At 66.1% G+C, this 20,501-nt stretch carries 19 protein-coding genes; 14 read left to right on the top strand and 5 right to left on the bottom strand.

The annotated features are described in order from the left end of the window. Positions 1–85 precede the first annotated feature (85 nt). Positions 86–1,033 (top strand): GTP cyclohydrolase FolE2, encoded by a 948-nt coding sequence (gene folE2, locus QQA13_RS10280; protein ID WP_108472521.1) that lies wholly within the window; start codon positions 86–88, stop codon positions 1,031–1,033. A 111-nt stretch (positions 1,034–1,144) separates the two neighbouring features. On the opposite strand, the gene yidD is transcribed toward folE2, so the two are convergent. Continuing rightward, positions 1,145–1,387: a membrane protein insertion efficiency factor YidD gene (gene yidD / locus QQA13_RS10275; RefSeq protein ID WP_211004307.1), complete on the bottom strand. Its 243-nt coding sequence runs from the start codon at positions 1,385–1,387 to the stop codon at positions 1,145–1,147. 145 nt (positions 1,388–1,532) lie between these two features. On the opposite strand from yidD, the gene dksA reads away from it, so the two are divergent. Continuing rightward, positions 1,533–2,717: an RNA polymerase-binding protein DksA gene (gene dksA, locus QQA13_RS16210; protein WP_234411368.1), complete on the top strand. Its 1,185-nt coding sequence runs from the start codon at positions 1,533–1,535 to the stop codon at positions 2,715–2,717. A gap of 111 nt (positions 2,718–2,828) precedes the next feature. Here the strand turns inward: dksA and QQA13_RS10265 are convergent, their stop codons facing one another. The 3 genes from QQA13_RS10265 to cysS all read right to left on the bottom strand — a co-directional run bounded on the left by QQA13_RS10265 (position 2,829) and on the right by cysS (position 7,094). Further along, positions 2,829–4,925, bottom strand: coding sequence for a TonB-dependent receptor (locus QQA13_RS10265; protein ID WP_108472523.1), 2,097 nt, complete (start codon positions 4,923–4,925; stop codon positions 2,829–2,831). 299 nt (positions 4,926–5,224) lie between these two features. Next, entirely contained in the window at positions 5,225–5,659 is a 435-nt protein-coding gene (locus tag QQA13_RS10260) for a SufE family protein (RefSeq protein ID WP_108472524.1), read from the bottom strand. 64 nt (positions 5,660–5,723) lie between these two features. Then, positions 5,724–7,094 (bottom strand): cysteine--tRNA ligase, encoded by a 1,371-nt coding sequence (cysS, locus tag QQA13_RS10255; RefSeq protein WP_108472641.1) that lies wholly within the window; start codon positions 7,092–7,094, stop codon positions 5,724–5,726. A gap of 190 nt (positions 7,095–7,284) precedes the next feature. Between cysS and QQA13_RS10250 the strand changes: the two genes are divergently transcribed. From QQA13_RS10250 to QQA13_RS10195, 12 genes are all read left to right on the top strand, one after another. Then, positions 7,285–7,818, top strand: a complete 534-nt coding sequence (locus QQA13_RS10250) for a glycine zipper 2TM domain-containing protein (RefSeq protein WP_108472642.1) — start codon at positions 7,285–7,287, stop codon at positions 7,816–7,818. A 370-nt stretch (positions 7,819–8,188) separates the two neighbouring features. After that, positions 8,189–9,196: an N-acetylornithine carbamoyltransferase gene (locus QQA13_RS10245; protein WP_108472525.1), complete on the top strand. Its 1,008-nt coding sequence runs from the start codon at positions 8,189–8,191 to the stop codon at positions 9,194–9,196. A gap of 6 nt (positions 9,197–9,202) precedes the next feature. After that, the gene (locus tag QQA13_RS10240) at positions 9,203–9,826 is read left to right on the top strand and encodes an FMN-binding negative transcriptional regulator (protein WP_108472526.1); all 624 of its coding nucleotides are present in this window, start codon (positions 9,203–9,205) and stop codon (positions 9,824–9,826) included. Continuing rightward, on the top strand, positions 9,823–10,296 hold the full coding sequence (locus QQA13_RS10235; RefSeq protein ID WP_108472527.1) for an OsmC family protein: 474 nt from the start codon (positions 9,823–9,825) through the stop codon (positions 10,294–10,296). Before QQA13_RS10240 ends, QQA13_RS10235 begins: the two co-directional genes overlap by 4 nt. Before the next feature lie 28 nt (positions 10,297–10,324). Beyond that, the gene (locus QQA13_RS10230) at positions 10,325–11,518 is read left to right on the top strand and encodes an argininosuccinate synthase (protein ID WP_108472528.1); all 1,194 of its coding nucleotides are present in this window, start codon (positions 10,325–10,327) and stop codon (positions 11,516–11,518) included. Then, positions 11,515–12,615 carry an acetylornithine deacetylase gene (locus QQA13_RS10225; protein WP_199909865.1) on the top strand — a complete coding sequence of 367 codons (1,101 nt, stop codon included), beginning with the start codon at positions 11,515–11,517 and terminating at the stop codon, positions 12,613–12,615. Before QQA13_RS10230 ends, QQA13_RS10225 begins: the two co-directional genes overlap by 4 nt. Continuing rightward, on the top strand, positions 12,602–13,921 hold the full coding sequence (locus tag QQA13_RS10220; protein ID WP_108472529.1) for an acetylglutamate kinase: 1,320 nt from the start codon (positions 12,602–12,604) through the stop codon (positions 13,919–13,921). The genes QQA13_RS10225 and QQA13_RS10220 overlap by 14 nt, the downstream gene beginning before the upstream one ends. Before the next feature lie 220 nt (positions 13,922–14,141). Further along, positions 14,142–15,044, top strand: coding sequence for an N-acetyl-gamma-glutamyl-phosphate reductase (gene argC / locus QQA13_RS10215; RefSeq protein WP_428998027.1), 903 nt, complete (start codon positions 14,142–14,144; stop codon positions 15,042–15,044). 44 nt (positions 15,045–15,088) lie between these two features. After that, positions 15,089–16,384, top strand: a complete 1,296-nt coding sequence (locus QQA13_RS10210) for an argininosuccinate lyase (RefSeq protein ID WP_108472530.1) — start codon at positions 15,089–15,091, stop codon at positions 16,382–16,384. 15 nt (positions 16,385–16,399) lie between these two features. Then, complete coding sequence (proB, locus tag QQA13_RS10205; RefSeq protein ID WP_108472531.1) at positions 16,400–17,590, top strand: glutamate 5-kinase; 1,191 nt, start codon at positions 16,400–16,402, stop codon at positions 17,588–17,590. Further along, positions 17,587–18,855, top strand: coding sequence for a glutamate-5-semialdehyde dehydrogenase (locus QQA13_RS10200; protein ID WP_108472532.1), 1,269 nt, complete (start codon positions 17,587–17,589; stop codon positions 18,853–18,855). Before proB ends, QQA13_RS10200 begins: the two co-directional genes overlap by 4 nt. A gap of 821 nt (positions 18,856–19,676) precedes the next feature. After that, positions 19,677–20,258, top strand: coding sequence for a hypothetical protein (locus QQA13_RS10195; protein WP_199909866.1), 582 nt, complete (start codon positions 19,677–19,679; stop codon positions 20,256–20,258). A 46-nt stretch (positions 20,259–20,304) separates the two neighbouring features. Here the strand turns inward: QQA13_RS10195 and QQA13_RS16185 are convergent, their stop codons facing one another. Then, positions 20,305–20,478 (bottom strand): hypothetical protein, encoded by a 174-nt coding sequence (locus QQA13_RS16185; RefSeq protein ID WP_199909867.1) that lies wholly within the window; start codon positions 20,476–20,478, stop codon positions 20,305–20,307. Between the last annotated feature and the right edge of the window lie 23 nt (positions 20,479–20,501).

Raw genomic sequence — 20,501 nt, 5'->3', positions numbered from 1 at the left:
ATCGCGCCACTATTGCGCGGCCGCCTGCCTGCCCCAAGATTGTCTGCTTCACGGCGACCGCTCGCCGATGCCAGGATTCCCCGCCATGCCGAACCAGGAAAATACCGCCCGCCTGTTGCCCGATGTCGCCGTGCACGCGCAGCCGCATCTTGCCGGTGCGCTGGACTGGGTCGGCATGGCCGACATCCAGGTGCCGGTGTTGTTCGACGCCGGCGATGGCCAGCCGCAGCGTTCCAGCGCCCGGGTCGGCGCCTTCGTCAACCTCAACCGGCCGGACAAGCGCGGCATCCACATGTCGCGGCTGTACCTGCAGGTCGAACAGGCGCTGAGCACGCAGACGCTGAATGCGCCGATGCTGCATGCACTGCTGCGCGGTTTCCTCGAATCGCACAAGGATCTGTCCGACCGCGCCTGCCTCAGCATCCATTTCGAACACCTGGTGCGCCGCCCCGCGCTGAAAAGCGCCAACAGCGGCTGGCGCGCGTACCCGGTGTGCATCGAGGCCAGCCTCACCGGTGACGAGTTCCTGCTCGAGTTCGGCACCGAGGTGGTCTATTCCTCCACTTGCCCGGCTTCCGCCGCGTTGTCGCGCCAGCTGATCCAGGACCAGTTTGCCAGCGACTTCGACGCCGGCAAGCCGCTCGACCACGCGGCGGTGCTGGCCTGGCTCGGCAGCGAGAAAGGCATCGTCGCCACGCCGCATGCCCAGCGCAGCGTGGCGCGGCTGCGCATCCGCCCGGTGATCGGCGCGGGCTTCCACCTGATCGGCCTGGTCGACTGCGTCGAGCGTGCGCTCGGCACACCGGTGCAGACCGCGGTGAAGCGAGAGGACGAGCAGGCTTTCGCGCTGGCCAACGGCGGCAACCTGATGTTCTGCGAGGATGCCGCCCGGCGCATTCAGAAGGCGCTCGACGCCGATGCCGCGCTGGGTGACTTCCACATCCGCGTCGAGCACCAGGAAAGCCTGCACCCGCACGACGCGGTGGCATACGCGAGCAAGGGCGTGGAAGGCGGCTACGGCTCCACGCCGTGACCATCGCTACCCCTTGCGCCGGCCCGGCGTTGGCGACCATCCCGAGGTAACCGCGTTTCACGCGAGACAGGGGCGGCGGCCTTGTGGCGACGGGTCCGCATTCCAGAACGGTCAATGTGCCTCGGGGGAATCTCCGCGGTGGCGACAGCGGGAAAAATGAAAGTGTTCGGGCACCGGATCCTCGCCACCATCGCACAACGGCTGGCAGCGCAGCAGCCGCCAGCTGGTCAGCAGGCTGCCGCGCCACGGACCGAAGCGGGTGACCGCAATCCGTGCATAATCGGAGCAGGTAGGGTGGAAGCGGCAGTGTGGACCAAGCAGGGGACTGAGCCAGCGCTTGTACAAACGCAGCATCCACAGTATCAATCGGGTCAGGACATTCACGGTGCCGGAACGGCTTGCGGCGGGTAGTGGTACAAGTATTCCAGAAGCGAGCTTGCTGGTGTAGGACACATGGGCTATAACACCCGGCCGCCACGGCCAAAAACGGTGAAGGGATATGGCGAAAACGACGCGTAGTTCGACCGCTGCCAAGGCGCAGAAAGGCAAGTCTCCGGCAGGGATCAAGGCCGCCAAGGTGAAGGCGGCTGGCGGCAGGGGGCGGATCGTGAAGAGTGTCGGCAAGGCTGCGCCGAAAAAGGCTGTCGCCAAGCAGGCCGCTGCAAGGAGGCCAGTCGCCAGGCCCGCGGCCAAGAAAGTCGTCGCCAAGTCGCCCGTGAAGAAGCCCACCGTGAAGAAGGTAGTTGTGAAGAAAGCCGCCGTGAAAAAGGTGGCGTCCAGGAAAGTCGCCGCGAAGAAGCCCGTACCGAAGAAGGCCATCGTGAAGAAGGCTGCCGTCAAGAAGGCTGCCGTCAAGAACACCAAACCCAGGAGTGGTGCCGCCGCGAAACCGGCAGCGAAGCCAGTGACCAGGGTGGTCGCCAAAAAAGCAGCACCGGCCAAACACGTGGCGAAGCATGCCGCGAAGCCGACGGCCAGGCCGACCCCGCCGGCCGCCAAACCAGCAGCCAGGCTGGCGTCGAAACCCGTTGCCAAGCCGGCAGCGGTGGTCGTCAAAAGCGTATCCCCGGCACCCGCCAGCGCCCTGTTCAAGGGCAAGGTGGCGAGTGCCACCGCCATGGTGATACCGCGCGCAGCCCCAGCCGCCGCGGGCCATGCCTCTTCCCACAAAAATCAGAAAAACTCGTCGTCCTCAATGAATAAATCCGCTGCAAAGAAACTCGACAACGGCATCACCCGCGAAGACGGGCGATATGCGCTGCCGTCCACCAGCAACATCACGTTGCCCAAGGGTTATCACCCCTCGCCGAGCGAGGAGTACATGAACCCGATGCACCTGGCCTACTTCCGCAACAAGCTGCGTGACTGGCGCGACCAGCTGGTGGAAGAGTCGCGCCAGACCATGGACAACCTGCGCGAGGAAGTGCGCGACGTCGGCGACGAGGCCGAGCGCGCCACCCGCGAAACCGAGAATTCGCTGGAGCTGCGCACCCGTGACCGCTACCGCAAGCTGATCTCCAAGATCGACAAGGCGCTGCGCCGGATCGAGGAGGGCAGCTACGGCTTTTGCGAGGAGACCGACGAGGAAATCGGCGTCGACCGCCTCGACGCGCGCCCGATCGCCACGCTGTCGCTGGATGCGCAGGAGCGTCGCGAGCACCTGCAGAAGCAGATGGGCGACTGAGCGAAGCGCCATCCCTGCGGCCGGGGACGGCGTCGTTGTCCGCATCTACCATCAACAAAACCCCCGCGCCTCGTGGCTCGGGGGTTTTGTTTTTTTCGGGCGGGCTCGACGCTAGAACTGGTAGTGCAGGGTGAGGTTCGCGCCACGCGGTGCGCCCGGCAGGTTGAGGTTCGGGCTGGTGCCGTGGGCGGACACGATGTAGCGCGTGTCGAACAGGTTGGTCAGGTTGAGCTGCAGCGAGAGCGGCCCGGTGCGGTACTGCGCCATGAGGTCGGCGGTCACGTAGCCGGGCAGGGTCACCGTGTTGCCCGGGTTGGCCTGTCGCGCACCGACCAGGTTCAGGCCGCCGCCCAGCTGCCAGTGCTCCGCGAACGCGCGGGTGACCCACAGGTTGCCGCTGTTGCGGGGAGTGAGGGTGGCGCGCTTGCCCTGCACAGGGCGCCCGGCGTCCATCGCCACGGAACGGGTGACGCGTGCATCCAGCAAGGCGTAGCCGGCGAGCAGGCGCCAGCCATCCGTCAGGTCCGCGGCAGCGCTGAGCTCGACGCCACGCGTGCGTTGCGTGCCGATCGGCAGCACTTTCTGCGTGACCGGATCGGTGGCCTTGATGCCGCTGCGCTCCAGCTCGAAGATCGCGGCGTTGAAGGTGACGCGCCCGTCCAGCAGGTCGTATTTCGCCCCGACCTCGGTGTTGTGCGTGCGCTCGGGGGCGATGTCCGCATTGCTCGCCGCGAGAGCGAACGCCTCGCCGGACGGCTGGAACGAACGACTCCAGGACACGTAGTAGGACTGCATGGCCGAAGGCTGCCAGACCACGCCCACGCGCGGACTCAGTACCTTGTCGGTGCGCGCGAGGTTCCGCTGGCCCGGCAGATGGTTTTCCGTCCGTTGGCGGAAGCGGTCGTAGCGCACGCCCAGCAGGGCTTTCCACTGCGAGCCCAGGCTCAGCAGATCCTGCAGGTAGACGGCGCTGGTGTCGAAGATGCCGAGGTTGTCGGCAGCCGGCGCGCGAGCCACCTGCAGCGGCAGTACCGGCAGCACCGGATGGAACAGGTCGACCATGGCCACGCCACTGGCGCTGCGATTGAGCTGGGCCTTGTCCTGCCGCCCCAGCTCCAGGCCGTAGAGCAGCTCATGGCTGAGCGTGTCGCCGGCCAGATGCTGGCTGAGTTCGGTCTGGTTGAACCAGCCGTGCTCGTGTCGGTCCACGTTGGAGCGGTTGAGCGAAACGGTTCGCGCGTTCTCGTTGACGCTGCCCGGCAGCGTGTTGTTGCGGTCGAGCTTGTAGTCGTACCAGCGCGTGGCGTTGCGCAGCGTCAGGTCGTCGCTGAAGGCGTGGGTCAGGGTCGCCGTGGTCGAGCTCACCGTCGACTCGCTGGTGTCGACATCGCGCGCATTGGCCGCGCCGTAGTAGGTTCCCCTCGGCACGTCGACCGGGCGCCCGTGCCAGGCCGGAATGCCGAAATCGGTGACGCGGCGGTCCTTCAGGTAATCGGCCTGCAGCAGCAGCGTGGTGTTGCTGCCGGGACGCAGCAGCACCGAGGGAGCCACGGCGCGGCGATTGAGGAACTGCGGGTCGCGATAGCCGTTGGCATCCTCGATCGCGCCGGTGAGGCGCCACGCGCTGCCGGCGTCGCCGAAGCGCCGGCCGATGTCCAGCTCGCCGCGACGATCGGCCCAGCTGCCATAGCTGAGTGCGAGCTGGCCGCCATCGGTGCCCGGCTGCCGGGTGATGCGATTGATCAGGCCGCCCGACGAGCCGCGTCCGTACAGCACCGACGCCGGCCCCTTCAGCACCTCGATGCGCTCGATGTTGGAGAGGTCGCGGAAGTACAACGCGTCGTCGCGCAGGCCGTCGACAAACTGGTCCGCGATGGCGGTGAAGCCGCGGATGGAAACCTGGTCGCGCTGGCCGTCACCGGTCGAGAAACCGACGCCGGGCACGTTCTTCAGTGCATCCTGGATCGACGTGGCGTGCTGGTCGCGCAGCACGCTGGCCGGCACCACGTTCACCGTCTGCGGCACGTCGCGCAGGGCGGCGTCGATCCTGGTGGCGCTGGTGGCGTCCGGCACGCGGTAATCGCCGGGATGCGTGGCCTGCACGTTGACGCCGGGCAGCAGTTTGGCCTGGTCGGCGGAAGCGTCGGCAAAGGCCCGGGGCGAGCCCAGGATGGCGAGCAGGGCGAGGGAGAGAGGCAGCAGGCGCATGGAGGAATCCTGGGCAACAGTGGGCCACGCACATCCCTCGCGGGGGACGCGACGAGCACACAAGGGATGGCGCCGGGCCGGCGTGGCGCTGGCGGGATCAGGCCGCGGCGAACGGATGGAGCGCTTTCATCGTTGCTGGCCGGGAATGGTCAGCAACGATGTTGAGAATTATTCTCATTTGAACGTAAAGTGTCAACACTGCACTGAATTGACGCCGTGCGGTGCGCGGCGGGCACCGTTGCGGTTTGCAGGCAGCTGCGAAGAGGTCGAAAGGCGCGTGGCGTTTCGGCTTCGTGCGGTCAGCTTGTGCCTGCCGCGGCGGCGTAGCCCTTCAGCTTGGCCAGCATCGCGGCCAAACCGTTCGAGCGGGTCGGCGAGAGATGCTTGGCCAGGCCGATCGTGCCGATGAAGGCCGGCTCGGTGGCGAGAATCTCTGCCGCGGGGCGGTCGGAATAGACACGCAACACCAGGGCGATCAGGCCGGACACGATCGCCGAATCGCTGATCGCCTCGAAGTGCATCTTCGACGCATCGCCACTGGGCACCAGCCAGACCATCGACTGGCAGCCGTGCACACGGTACGCCTCGGTCTTGTACTCGTCCGGGAGCGGCGGCAGCTGCCGGCCGAGATCGATCAGGTACTGGTAGCGTTCAGTCCAGTCACCGAGGAAGGCGAATTCCTCGGCGATCTCCTGCTGCACCTGCTCGGCGCTGGTAGTGGCGGTGGCGTTCATGCACTCATTATCGCGCGGGGCGGGGCGGGAAATGAAATGCGCAGGGTGCGCTCCTGCATTTGCGTCACGGCTTGGCGATGCTCCAGCGCGTGCCCTGGGCACCGTCCTCGATCGCGATGTGCATGGCCGCCAGTTCGTCGCGGATCGCATCGGCGCGGGCGAAATCGCGGGCGGCGCGGGCAGCCTGGCGCTGTTGCAGCAGATCCTCGACGTAAGCCGCGTCGACCGTGTCCTCGCCGCGCCGGAACCAGGCTTGCGGATCCTGTTGCAGCAGGCCGAGCAGGGCGCCGCCGCCGAGCAGGTCGGCTTTCGCCTCGGCGCTGCCGGACTGGCGCGCCGCGTCCGCCAGCACGGACAGCTCGGCCAGCGCCTGCGGCGTGTTGAGGTCGTCGCACAGGGCTGCCTCGATGCGCTCTGGTACCGGCAGTTCGCCAGCCGGCAGCTCGACCGCGGCCAGGTCGCGCAGCACGCGATACCAGCCGTCCAGCGTGCTGCCTGCCTGGGTGATTGCGGCTTCCGACCAGTCCAGCGGCTGCCGGTAGTGGCCGCTCAGCAGGCGCAGGCGCAGTGCCTCGGGCGGGTACAGCTGCAGCAGCTCATGCACCAGCAGCACGTTACCCAGCGACTTGGACATCTTGCGGCCATCGAAGGTGAGCATGCCGTTGTGCATCCACCAGCGCGCGAACACCTTGCCGCCGTGCGCGCAGGTGGACTGGGCGATCTCGTTCTCGTGGTGCGGGAACAGCAGGTCGATGCCGCCGGCATGGATGTCGATGGTGTCGCCCAGGTGTGCCGCGCTCATCGCCGAACACTCGATGTGCCAGCCCGGACGGCCGCGGCCCCACGGGCTGTCCCAGCCGGGCAGTTCGGGCGTGGATGGTTTCCACAGCACGAAATCGCCGGCGTTGCGCTTGTACGGTGCCACCTCGACGCGGGCACCGGCGATCAGTTCCTCAGGGTTGCGACCGGACAGCTCGCCGTAGGCCGGGAACGAGCCGACGTCGAACAGCACGTGGCCTTCGGCGGTGTAGGCGTGCCCGCCGTCCAGCAGATTTTCGATCATGGTGATGATCGGGCCGATGTGGGTGGTGGCGTGCGGCTCGACATCCGGCGGCGCTACGCCGAGCCCGGCCATGTCCTCACGGTACGCCTGCGCGAAGCGTTCGGTGATCGCACCGATCGGCACACCCTGTTGCTGAGCGGCAGTGTTGATCTTGTCGTCGACGTCGGTGATGTTGCGGGCGTACCGCACCTGCGGGTAATGCCGGCGCAGCAGCCGCACCAGCACGTCGAACACCACCGGCCCGCGCGCGTTGCCGATATGCACGTAGTTGTAGACGGTGGGGCCGCACAGGTACATCGTCACGCGCTCGGGGTCGAGCGGGGCGAACGGTTCGGTGCGGCGGGTCAGGCTGTTGTAGAGCGATATCGGCATCGATGGAATCCGCGGCTTGGGGCTGCGCAGGGCAGGGCGCAGCCAGCCCGGCATCTTAACAAGGTGTAAGTGGCCGAGTCCTGCAAGCCCTGCCGGGGCGGGTTCTAAGCGTGTATTCAGCGTTAATTTGCTGGAATGCTGCCAGTACGCGCGCAAGCGCGCCCGCAGTCCTGAATTTTTGGAGGTCGCCATGACCAAGCCATGGCTTTCCGCACTGGTACTCGCCGTGATGGCCACAGGCGCCTACGCCCAGGATGGGCGTTACGCCAATGCCAATGCCGATGACAACACCCACTACGGCTGGGCCGACGTGCTGCGGGCCGACCCGGTGCAAGGCGTTACCCGCACCGAAGTGCCACGGCAGGAATGCTACGAGCAGCCGGTGGTGCGTCGCGAGGGCGGCAACAGCACGGCCGGCACGGTGCTGGGTGCCGTGATCGGCGGCGTGCTGGGCAACACCGTGGGCAAGGGTGACGGGCGCAAGGCCGCCACCGTCGTGGGTGCCGTGGCTGGCGGCGCGGTGGGCAACCGGGTGTCCAGCCGTGGCAGCGAATACGAGAGCACCCAGACCGACTGCCGCCAGGTCAACTCGGTCAGCGAGCAGCGCCGGATCATCGGCTACGACGTGGAATACCGCTACCGCGGCGAGGTCTACACCTCGCGCCTGAGCTACGACCCGGGCGAGCGCCTGCGCGTACGCGTCAGGGTCGACCCGGCCGACTGAGGACGCCCTCGCCGCTCAGCAGTGCCGCCCACCGGTGGACGGCACTGTCGTTTCCGGATCTGATTTTTTTGTTGCATGGCAGCGAAATTGCCGCCATCATGTGCACTCGTCACCTGGAATCTGCATGTCTTCAGCCGTCTATACCGCCACCGTACTGACCAGCGCCCGCGCGGCTGCTGGCATGACGTCGCGTGCGCGCCGACCGCTGGATGGATATTCGGCCGGGTAGGCAGTCGCACGCGTTTCTTGTGCATCGACGAAAAACCCGGCCATCGCGCCGGGTTTTTTGTTGGTTTTTCACGCGGGTACATCCACTAAATTCCGGCATCCATGGCCGGATCCAGTCAAAGAAGAGCAAGGGCCTGACTCCATGACCATTCGCCACTTCATCACCACCCAGGATTACAGCCGCGCCGAGATCGACGCACTGCTGGAGCAGGCCGCCGCGTTCAAGCGCTCACCGCGCGGCCAGCAACTGGCTGGCAAATCCATCGCGCTGCTGTTCTTCAATCCGTCGATGCGCACCCGTACCAGCTTCGAGCTGGGCGCGTTCCACCTCGGCGGGCATGCGATCGTGCTGTCGCCGGGCAAGGACGCGTGGCCGATCGAGTTCGAGGTCGGCAGCGTGATGGACGGCGACACCGAGGAGCACATCGCCGAGGTGGCGCGGGTGCTTTCGCGCTACGTCGACCTGATCGCGGTGCGCGCGTTCCCGAAGTTCCAGGACTGGGCGGTGGACCGGCAGGACAAGGTGATCAAGGCCTTCGCGCAGTACGCCACGGTGCCGGTGATCAACATGGAGACGATCACCCACCCCTGCCAGGAGCTGGCCCACGCGCTGGCGCTGAAGGAGCACCTGGGTGACCTCACGAAGAAGAAATACGTGCTGACCTGGACCTATCATCCGAAGCCGCTGAACACCGCAGTGGCGAACTCCGCGTTGCTGATCGCCACCAAGATGGGCATGGACGTGACCCTGCTGTGCCCCACGCCGGACTACGTGCTGGACGAGCGCTACATGCAGTTCGGCTACCAGAACGCGAAGGAGAACGGCGGCTCGCTGAAGGTCAGCCACAACATCGAGGAAGCCTACGCCGGAGCCGACGTGGTCTACGCCAAGAGCTGGGGCGCGCTGCCGTTCTTCGGCAAGTGGGAGCAGGAGAAGCCCGTACGCGAAGCCAGCAAGCATTTCATCGTGGACGAGGCGAAGATGGCGCTGACCAACCACGGCCTGTTCAGCCACTGCCTGCCGCTGCGCCGGAACATCAAGGCCACCGACGCGGTGATGGATGCACCGTATTGCATCGCCATCGACGAGGCCGAGAACCGCCTGCACGTGCAGAAGGCGGTGATGGCGTCGTTGATCGGGCAGGGCTGAGCGCTCGTGTATACGCCGAAGTATTTTGCGGAAACCCGCCTGGAAATCCTGCACGGACTGATCCGTGCGTACCCGTTCGCCACCGTGGTGACCCGCACCGCGAACGGGCTGGGCGCGAACCACCTGCCGTTCGAGCTGGTCGGCGACGTGCTGCACGGCCATGTCGCCCGCGGCAACGAACTGGCCCAACAGGATGGCGCGGAGGTACTGCTGGTGTTCCAGGGGCCGGACGGCTATATCAGTCCGAACTGGTACCCGAGCAAGCACGAGACCGGGCGCGAGGTGCCGACCTGGAACTACGCGGTGGTGCACGTGCATGGCCGCCTGCGGGTGATCGACGACGCGGCCTGGCTGCGTCGCCTGCTGGAAACCTTGACCGATCACCATGAGGCCGGCCAGCCGCAGCCGTGGAAGATTACGGATGCGCCGGACGACTATATCGAGAAGTCGCTGCGCGCGATCGTCGGCCTCGAAGTTGCGATCGAGCGCATCGAAGGCAAGTTCAAGCTGAGCCAGAACCATCCCGCGCGCAACCGTGCCGGCGTGATCGCCGGCCTGCGCGAGCGCGACGGCGATGGCGACGCGGAACTTGCCACACTGATGTCCAGCCAGCAGGAGTCGGCACCGTGAACCATCAGCATCGTTATCGCGTCGACGTGGAGTGGACCGGCAACCTCGGCACGGGCACGGACGGCTATCGCAACTACAGCCGCGACCATGTGATCCGCATCGCGGGGAAAGCCGAGCTGGCCGGCTCGTCCGATCCGTCGTTCCGCGGCGACGCCACCCGGCACAATCCGGAGGACATGCTGGTGACCGCGCTGTCGACCTGTCACATGTTGTCCTACCTGCACATGGCCACCGTAGCCGGCGTGGTGGTGACGGCCTACACCGACGCCGCCGAAGGCACGATGGTCACCGAAGGCGACGGTGGCCGCTTCGCCGAAGTGGTGCTGCACCCGGTGGTGACGATCAGCGCCGCCAGCGATCCGGCCAGGGCCGAGGCGGCGCACGAAACCGCGCACCACGCCTGCTTCATCGCCAATTCCGTAAATTTCCCGGTGCGCTGCGAGCCGCGCATCGTTGTCGAATCCGCCTGACCCAACTTCTTTCCAGGATCTGCAAGCCATGAGCAAAGACATCGTCCTCGCCTTCTCCGGCGGCCTCGACACCAGCTTCTGCGTGCCTTATCTGCAGGAGCGCGGCTGGGCCGTGCACACCGTGTTTGCCGACACCGGCGGTGTCGATGCCGAGGAGCGCGCCTTCATCGAGAGCCGCGCGAAGGAACTGGGCGTGGCCAGCCACGTCACTGTGGACGGCGGCCCGGCCATCTGGAACGGTTTCGTCAAGCCGTTCGTGTGGGCGGGCGAGGGCTACCAGGGCCAGTACCCGCTGCTGGTATCCGACCGTTACCTGATCGTCGAAGCCGCGCTGAAGCGCGCCGCCGAACTGGGCACGAAGGCGATCGCGCACGGCTGCACCGGCATGGGCAATGACCAGGTGCGTTTCGACCTGGCGGTGAAGGCGCTGGGCGACTACCAGATCGTGGCGCCGATCCGCGAGATCCAGAAGGAACACACGCAGACGCGCGCCTACGAACAGAAGTTCCTGGAAGAACGCGGCTTCGGCGTGCGCGCCAAGCAGCAGGCCTACACCATCAACGAGAACCTGCTCGGCCTGACCATGTCCGGCGGCGAGATCGACAAGTGGCAGGCGCCCGGCGCCGGTGCGGTGGGCTGGTGCAAGCCGCGCGCTGAATGGCCGTCCAAGCCGCTGCAGGTGAAGATCGGCTTCGTCAATGGCGAGGCGGTGACGCTGGACGGAGAAAAGATCGCCGGGCACACGATGCTGGCGAAGTTGAACGGCCTGTTCGCCGCCTATGGAGTGGGCCGCGGCCTCTACACCGGCGACACCACGATCGGCCTGAAGGGTCGCATCATCTTCGAGGCGCCGGGCCTCACCGCGCTGCTCGCCGCGCATCGCGCGCTGGAAGAGGCGGTGCTCAGCAAGCAGCAGAACCGCTTCAAGCCGGAGGTGGCGCGCAAGTGGGTGGAGCTGGTCTACGAGGGTTTCTTCCACGATCCGCTGAAGACCGACCTGGAAGCGTTCCTGGCCTCCAGCCAGTCCACCGTCAACGGCACGGTGACGCTGGAGACGAACGGCGGCAGCGTCGGTGCGGTGGCGGTAGAGTCCAAGCACATCCTCAACGCCAAGGGTGCCACCTACGCGCAGTCGGCCGACTGGGGCGTCGAGGAAGCCGAGGGCTTCATCAAGCTGTTCGGCATGAGCAGCACGCTGTGGGCCGAGGTCAACCGCGGATGAGCGCACTGCTCGATGCCACGTTGAAACACCTGGCGGCGCTGGTCGGTTTCGACACGCGCAACCCGCCGCGTGCGATCGACACCGGTGGCATTTTCGACTACCTGCGCGCACAGCTGCCTGGCTTCACGGTGACGGTGACCGATTTCGGTGCCGGCGCGGTGGCGCTGCACGCCGTGCGCGGCGAACCGAAGTACCTGTTCAACGTGCATCTGGATACGGTGCCGGATTCGCCGGCCTGGACGGCCGATCCGCACACGCTGCGGGTCACCGCCGATCGCGCGATCGGCCTCGGTGCCTGCGACATCAAGGGCGCGGCAGCTGCGCTGCTGGCGGTGGCGAAGGCCAGCGACGGCCCACTGGCGCTGCTGTTCACGACCGACGAGGAAGCCAACGATGCGCGCTGCATTGCTGGCTTTCTGCGCGAGCCGAAGCCCTACGAGGCGGTGATCGTGGCCGAGCCCACCCGGGGCGAGGCGGTGCTGGCGCATCGCGGCATCCAGTCGGTGCTGATGCGCTTCGCCGGCCACGCCGGGCATGCGTCGGGCGAGCAGCAGCCCAGCGACAGCGCGCTGCACCAAGCCGTGCGCTGGGGCAACGCCGCACTGGATTTCGTGGCGGCGCAATCGCATGAACGCTTCGGCGGGCTCACCGGCCTGCGTTTCAATATCGGCCGCATCGAAGGTGGCATCAAGGCGAACATGATTGCACCGAGTGCCGAGGTGCGTTTCGGCATGCGCCCACTGCCCACGATGAATCCGGATCACCTGCTGATCCGTTTCCGCAATCTGGTGGAGCCGCAGCCAGTGGAGTTCGCCGAGACTTTTCGTGGTGCCTCGCTGCCGGCCGGCGATACCGCCAATGCCGAGGCGAACCGGCTGGTCGCACGCGACCTCGCCGACGAGCTGGGCATCCCGGTCGGCAACGCAGTGGACTTCTGGACCGAGGCGGCCCTGTTCTCCGCTGCCGGCTACACCGCCTTCGTCTACGGCCCCGGCGACATCGCCCAGGCGCACAGCGCCGACGAGTGGGTCGCGCTGGAGCAATTGCAGCATTACGCAGAAACGATATTCCGGATCGTCAACAATGGAAACGCATAAGCACACCCGCAAGACCATCGTGCGCCTGCTTTCGAGCATGGGCAGCGCGAAGGAAATCCAGCAGTACCTGAAGCGCTTCTCCGAGGTGGACGCCAAGCGCTTCGCCGTGGTGAAGGTCGGTGGTGCCGTGCTGCGCGACGAGCTGGCCGACCTGGCCTCGTCGCTGACCTTCCTGCAGCAGGTGGGGTTGACCCCGATCGTGCTGCACGGCGCCGGCCCGCAACTCGACGAGGAGCTGGCTGCCGCCGGCATCGTGAAGCAGACGGTGGGCGGTCTGCGCGTGACCTCGCCGAAGGCGCTGGGCATCGTGCGGCGCGTATTCATGCAGCAGAACCTGAAGCTGGTCGAGGCGCTGCAGTCGATGGACACCCGCGCCACCGCGGTGCCGTCGGGCGTGTTCATGGCCAGCTACCTCGACCGCGAGACCCTGGGGCTGGTCGGCAAGGTGGAGAGCATCAACCTGGCGCCGATCGAGGCCAGCCTGCGTGCGAATTCGATCCCGGTGATCGCCAGTCTGGGTGAGACCGACGAGGGGCAGATCCTCAACGTCAACGCCGATATCGCCGCCAACGAACTGGTGCGCGCACTGCAACCGTACAAGATCGTGTTCCTCACCGGCACCGGCGGCCTGCTCGACGGCGAGGGCAAGGTGATCGATTCGATCAACCTCAGTACCGAGTTCGAGCACCTGATGGCGCAGCCGTGGATCAACGGCGGCATGCGCCTGAAGATCGAGCAGATCGCCGACCTGCTGGCCGACCTGCCGCTGACCTCGTCGGTGTCGATCACCCGGCCGTCCGAGCTGGCCAAGGAACTGTTCACCCACAAGGGCTCGGGCACCCTGGTGCGGCGTGGCGAAAAGGTGCTGCGCTTCGACTCCTGGGAGGGCGTGGACCGCGAGCGCATGCGCGGCCTGATCGAATCCAGCTTCGGCCGCACCCTGGTGCCGGATTATTTCGAGCGCACGAAACCGTTCCGCATCTACGTCAGCGAGAACTACCGCGCCGCGATGATCCTCACCATGGAAGGCGGCCTGCCGTACCTGGACAAGTTCGCCGTGCTCGACGACGCGCAGGGCGAAGGCCTGGGCCGCGCGGTGTGGCAGGTGATGCGCGAGGAAAACCCGCAGTTGTTCTGGCGCTCGCGCCATGGCAACCAGGTCAACATTTTCTACTACGCCGAGTCGGACGGCTGCATCAAGCAGCCGCGCTGGAAAGTGTTCTGGTACGGCCTGGACGGCAACTTCGACACCATCGCCCGCTGCGTGGCGCATTGCGCGCAACGCCAGCCGACGCTGGTGGATTGAGCAAAACCAACGCCCTCCCCTGCGAAGCAGGGGAGGGTGGGGCGACCGAAGGGAGTCCTTTAGGTGAGGGGTCGCTCTTGATCTCGGTGGAAGATCAAAAGCCACCCCCTCCCGACCTCCCCCTGCTGTGCAGGGGGAGGAGTAAAAAAATCGCAGGAGTGAATTGGTGACACACGACAAGAAGACCATCGGCATCGTCGGCGCACGCGGGCATACCGGCATGGAGCTGATCCGCCTGATCGCGGCACATCCTGCGCTGGAGCTGGCTTTCGTCTCCTCGCGTGAGCTGGATGGCCAGCGCGTGGCCGACCAGGTTGACGGCTTCGCCGGCGAACTGCACTACGAGAACCTCGATCCCGAGGCCGTGGCCGCCAAGCGCGCCGACGTAGTGATCCTGGCGCTGCCGAACGGCAAGGCGGCGCCGTACGTGGCGGCGATCGACGCGGTGAAGCCGGACACGCTGGTCCTCGATCTTTCCGCCGACTACCGTTTCGATCCGTCGTGGTACTACGGCCTGCCCGAACTCACCCGTGGACAGTGGCGCGGCGAAAAAAGGATCAGCAACCCCGGCTGCTACGCCACCGCGATGCAGCTGTCGATCGCGCCGCTGAAGGACCTGCTCGCCGCGCCGCCGGTGTGCTTCGGCGTCTCCGGCTATTCCGGCGCCGGCACCACGCCGTCGGACAAGAACGACCCGGACAAGCTGCGCGACAACCTGATGCCGTACGCGCTCACCGGCCACATGCACGAGAAGGAAGCCAGCTTCCGGCTCGGCATCCCGGTGGAGTTCATGCCGCACGTGGCGCCACACTTTCGCGGGCTTACCGTCACCAGCAATCTCTACCTCAGTCGTCAGCTGAAGCGCGAGGAAGTGCTGCAGCGTTTCCGGCATGCCTACGACCGCGAGAAGCTGGTATCGGTGCTGGACGAGGCGCCGTGGGTCAGCCGCATCGCGCACAAGCACCACACCGAGATCGGCGGCTTCGCGGTGTCGGCCGACGGCAAGCGCGTGGTGATCGTGGCCACGCTGGACAACCTGCTCAAGGGCGCCGCCACGCAAGCCATGCAGAACATCAACCGCGCGATCGGCGTGGACGAGTACACCGCCATCCCCTTGCCGTAGGAACCCGCCAGCGGGCTCCTGCATGAAAGAACCAGGACACCACCATGACCCAACCCCTCTGGCAAAAATCCGGCATCCAGATCGACGCGAAGATCATGCGCTTCCTCGCCGGTGACGACGTGCTGCTGGACCGCGAGTTCTTCCTGCACGACATCACCGCCAGCAAGGCGCACGTAGAGGGGCTGGCCAACATCGGCGTGGTCGATGCCGGTGAAGCGGCCGCGCTGAAGCGCGAGCTGGATGCGCTGGCCGACGATTTCGCCAGCGGCGCGTTCGTGCTGGACGAGCACTTTGAGGACGGCCATTCGGCGATCGAGGCGCGGCTTACCGAGCGCCTCGGCGACGCCGGCCGCCGCGTGCACACCGGGCGCAGCCGCAACGACCAGATCCTGGTCGCCACCCGCTTGTGGCTGAAGGACAAGCTGGCTGCGCTGGAAGTGCATTGCCGCTCCATCGCCCACGTCTGCCTCGACCGCGCCGCGCAGCCGGCCGTGCCGCTGCCGGGCTACACCCACCTGCAGCGTGCGGTGGTGTCGTCCACAGCGATGTGGTTCGCCGGTTTCGCCGAGGGCTTCATCGACAACGCCTTGCGCGCCCGCCAGACGATGGCGCTGATCGACGCCAACCCGCTCGGCACGGCCGCCGGCTACGGCGTGAACCTGAAGCTGGACCGCGAACACACCACGCAGGCACTCGGCTTCGCACGCATGCAGCTCAGCCCGATCTACGCGCAGCTGTCGCGCGGCAAGTTCGAGATGGCGGCGCTGGAGGCGATCGGCGGTGCGCTGCTCGATCTGCGCCGGCTGGCCTGGGACCTGTCGCTGTTCACCACCGCCGAGTTCGATTTCGTCAAGCTGCCGGCCGAGTACACCACCGGCAGCTCGATCATGCCGAACAAGCGCAACCCTGACGTGATCGAACTGCTGCGCGCCAGCTATGCCAGCGTGGCCGCCGCGCGTACCGAGATCGAGCAGCTGCTGTCGCTGCCGTCCGGCTACCAGCGCGACCTGCAGTTCTCCAAGGGCTCGATCTTCCACGGCGTGCGTCATGGCCTGATGGCGCTTGAGCTGGTGCCCGACCTGTTGGCGCGGTTTGCGTGGAACGAGGGCGCGATGCGCGCCGCGATCGAGCCGGCGATGTATGCCACCGACGTGGCGATCGAGCAGGCTGCTGCCGGCGTGCCGTTCCGCGACGCCTACCGTGCCGCGGCGGAAACCGCGGCGTCTGCAGGGCAGGGGCGCACGCCGGAAGGCAGCCTCGCCGCGCGCGTGTCGCCGGGCGCCGGCAACGACCTGCGGCTGGATGAACTGCACGCGCGATTGCGCGCACTCGACGATTGAAGCGGAGACACGGGCATGGCGGCGATCGACACCGGGAACACGCACACCGAGCTGTCCGCACAGGCGCTGCCACCCTGGCGTCGCGCCGTGCTGAAGGTGGGCAGCAACCTGCTCGCCGCCGATGGCGGTGGCCTCACGCCGCGTTATGCCGAAGCCCTGGCCGCCTTCGTCGCCGCCAGCCACGCGGAGGGCCGCCAGGTCGTGCTGGTGTCTTCCGGCGCGGTGGCGGCGGGGCGTGCGCTGCTGCGCGAACATGCGCCAGCTGGCGGCGATCTTGCCGCGCGACAGGCGCTGGCCGCGCTGGGCCAGGCGCCGATGATCGCGCTGTGGCAGTCGCTGACCGCGCGGCCAGTGGCGCAGGTGCTGCTGACCCACGACGACCTGCGCAACCGCCGCCGCTACCTCAACGCGCGCGCCACCCTGCGCGAACTGCTTCAGCTCGGCGTGCTGCCGGTGGTGAACGAGAACGACACCGTCTCGGTAGACGAATTGAAACTCGGCGACAACGACAACCTCGCCGCGATCGTGGCGGCGTTGGTCGATGCCGATCTGCTGCTGATCGCCTCCGACGTCGATGCGCTGTACAGCGCCGATCCGCGGCGCGATTCGACAGCGGTGCCGATCACGCACGTCGCCAAGCTGACGCCAGCGATTCTGGAGATGGCCGGCGACAGCAGTAGCACGGTAGGCACCGGCGGCATGCGGACCAAGCTGCAGGCCGCGACCAAGGCGTTTGCCGCCGGTATTCCCACTGCCTTGTTCAGTGGTCGCGACACGGCGACGGTGCAGGCACTGGAGCAGGGCCGCCTGCGCGGCACCCTGGTCGATGCGTCCTCCAGTCGCATGCAGGCGCGCAAGTACTGGCTGCGGCATGTGCCTGCCGAACCGGGGCATATTCGCATCGATGCGGGGGCCGCGAAGGCGCTGGCTGGTGGTCGCGTTTCGCTGTTGCCGGGCGGAGTGCTGGAAGCAAGTGGCGAATTTCGTCGTGGCGACCTGGTCGAGATCGTCGACACGGCCGGCAGCGTGATTGCACGTGGTCTCAGTCAGTACGGCGCGGACGAGATACGTCGGCTGGCCGGGCGGCACAGTCGCGAGATCGATGGCGTGCTCGGTTACAGCCATGGCGACGAGGTAGTGCATCGCGATGACCTCGCCACCACCATCGAGTCGCCCGTCAGTTCGTCCACGGAGATTTCCGCATGAGCACCATTCGCCAGCAGGCGCTGGCCTGTCGCGATGCCGCGCTTGTCGTTGGCGCGTTGGGCAGCGATGCCAAGCGCGCACTCCTGCGTGACATGGCTGCAAGCCTGCAGGCACACGCCGATGCCGTACTCGCCGCCAACGCGATCGATATGCGCCAGGCCACGGCGAAAGGCGTGCAGGGCGCGATGCTCGACCGGCTGCGACTGGATGAGCCGCGCATCGCAGGGATCGCCGACGCGCTGCGCGAAGTGGCCGAGTTGCCCGATCCGGTAGGTGTGACGACCCGCCGCGAGATGCGCCCGAATGGCTTGTCGATCGAACGCGTGCGCATCCCGCTCGGCGTGATCGCGATGATCTACGAGGCGCGCCCCAACGTCACCGCCGACGCTGCGGCGCTGTGCCTGATGGCCGGCAATGCGGTGATCCTGCGCGGCGGCTCCGAGGCGATCCATTCCAACCTCGCCATCGCGACCGCGCTGCACGCGGCGCTGCGCGCGCATGGCGTGCCCGAGGCCGCCGTCACCGTGCTCGACGACCTGAGCCGCGAGGCGATGGTCGAACTGCTGCAACTCGGCGACCTCATCGACCTGGCCATCCCGCGCGGCGGCGAAGGCTTGATCCGCTTCGTCACCGAACACGCACGCGTGCCGGTGATCAAGCACTACAAGGGCGTGTGCCACCTGTACGTGGACCGCGCCGCCGACCTCGATCTGGCGCTGGGCCTGCTGATCGACGGAAAGACCTCGCGCCCCGGCGTGTGCAACGCGCTGGAGACCCTGCTGGTGCATCGCGACGTGGCCGCTGCCTTCCTGCCCCGCGCGGCGCAGGCGCTGCGCGAACGCGGCGTCGAGCTGCGCGGCGACGAGCGCAGTCGCGCGCTGGTGCCCGCCATGCACGCGGCGACCGATGACGACTACGCCGCCGAATTTCTCGACCTGATCCTCGCCGTGCGCGTGGTCGATGACCTCGACGCAGCGATCGCCCATATCCGCCGCTACGGCTCCGACCACACCGAAGTCATCGCCACTGCCGACCAAGCCGCCGCGCAACGCTTCGTGCAGGCGATCCGCTCCGCCGTGGTGATGGTCAACGCCTCCTCTCGCTTCAGCGACGGTGGCGAACTCGGCCTCGGCGCCGAGATCGGCATCTCCACCACGCGCCTGCACGCCTATGGGCCGATGGGCGCCGAGGCGCTGACCATCGAGCGCTTCGTGGTGCGCGGGGAGGGGCAGGTGCGGCATCCGCAGAGCCGGGCGCAGGGTTGAATGTCCGCTTTGGGCTGCGGCTTGGCTGAACGCCTGCTGCCGCCAAATCCTGCAAACAAGCCAGAACGACTGTTTTTATCATCGCGAATTGTGGGCGATAAGACATAGCGCCGCGATTCATGAGATATACAACGCGGCAACGACGCAGCAGAACTGCTCTGCATCGGCAGCCATCGTCTTGAATCAACGTAAGTTCCACCGTCCTTGACGGCCGATGTTCGAAGGCTGAACATCGGGCGCATATACCCCGATCTGGGGTCTACTGAGGGTTAGATCTCACAGCCATGACTGCAGACGGGTTCGAACAGCACCGGGCAGAGCTTCGGGACATTTACGTTCAGTCCACGCCGCGCCAGCGCTTGGGCGTTGCGCTGCAGCGCATTAGCAACGCTGACCATGATCCAAACCTATTAGTCACGCGCGTTTCTGCGGTGGAAGCTTTAGCCAGATCGTTACTGGTACATCACCTAGCTTCAGTGCAGTCTGATTCGCTCAGTTTTTATGACCTTTTCCGCCAATCTGGCCCCACCGCGCTGGTGGAGGCTTACTTTCAGGTCAAATGCGCATCTACCCCGGAAATGGTTCTTGGGATTGGCGTCTGGGAGCTATTTGGCCACGCCGTCCACTATCGCAATCTGCTAGTCCACGAGTGCACATACCTTGGACAAGACAAAACACCCGCACTTCTTGATGCTTGCCGGGTAGTCTTGCGCAAACTTGCAGAGGTCTCCGGGCTACCTACCGGCGAAATCTAGCTGTTCGTTCAAGGCGGACGGCTTTGCCGCTGCTTAACTCCAGCGTTAGCCACTAGGGAGATAGCTGTGCCCGCCGATCCCGGTCTGAATGATGATTGCGTCGTATACCTTGATCTCGACTTCGTCTCCCGCAAGTATGAGGAGAAGTTCGGAACCGATCCGCAAGCGAAGATCACAAAGCAACGCGGCGGGAACGCAGGTATATCAGCCTATTTTGCAAACGCAGGCGTTTCGACACAGGAATCTCGGACGTACTCCATCACTTCCCGTCAGATGCTTCATGCGCTATGGAAGCAGCTGGAAGCTGATTATCCGAAGTTTGAAGGCTTCGAAAACTACAACGGGACGAAGCTGGTTTGGATGTCGGGCGACCTGACTCTGGGAGAATGGCGCAAAGCGGAAGCTCAAGAACCTGGGTATGAGTTCTTCCAGCTGAAGAAGGGCGAAGAAAGAACAGTCTTCTTGGCGAACGAGACCTACTTTTCCGCCGGCTTCGCGCGCATGCTCACGGCATCGGAGGTGCTGAAGGTGAACATCGGCATTCCTGTCGTCTGCTTGGCCCGCGTCATGTGGTACGCAGACCGAGCAAAGAATTTCGTCGCCTGCCCTTATGTCGTCATCGAGCGGAGTGAGGGCAGTCATGCGTAGCATCAAGTTTGAACTGCACGGCTGATCAGCCTTCATCGAAGCCCTCCTAGGGCGCTCGGTAGTTCAGTCTTTTTCTTGGTCTGGCGTTGAGCGCGTCGGCGGTCAGACTGCAGTCGAACAGGACGCGGCCGCGCTCGTGACCAGCGCTCACACGGATGAGCTGAAGAAGCTTTTCGCGCAGTTGCGCCATGCCGGCGCGGCGGAAGATCCGCAGCGCCATGCGCAGCGGCGCCAGTGCAGGAA

The organism is Rhodanobacter thiooxydans (genome assembly GCF_030291135.1).
Lineage (GTDB): Bacteria > Pseudomonadota > Gammaproteobacteria > Xanthomonadales > Rhodanobacteraceae > Rhodanobacter > Rhodanobacter thiooxydans_A.
This window is presented reverse-complemented; position numbering and strand designations above follow the sequence as displayed.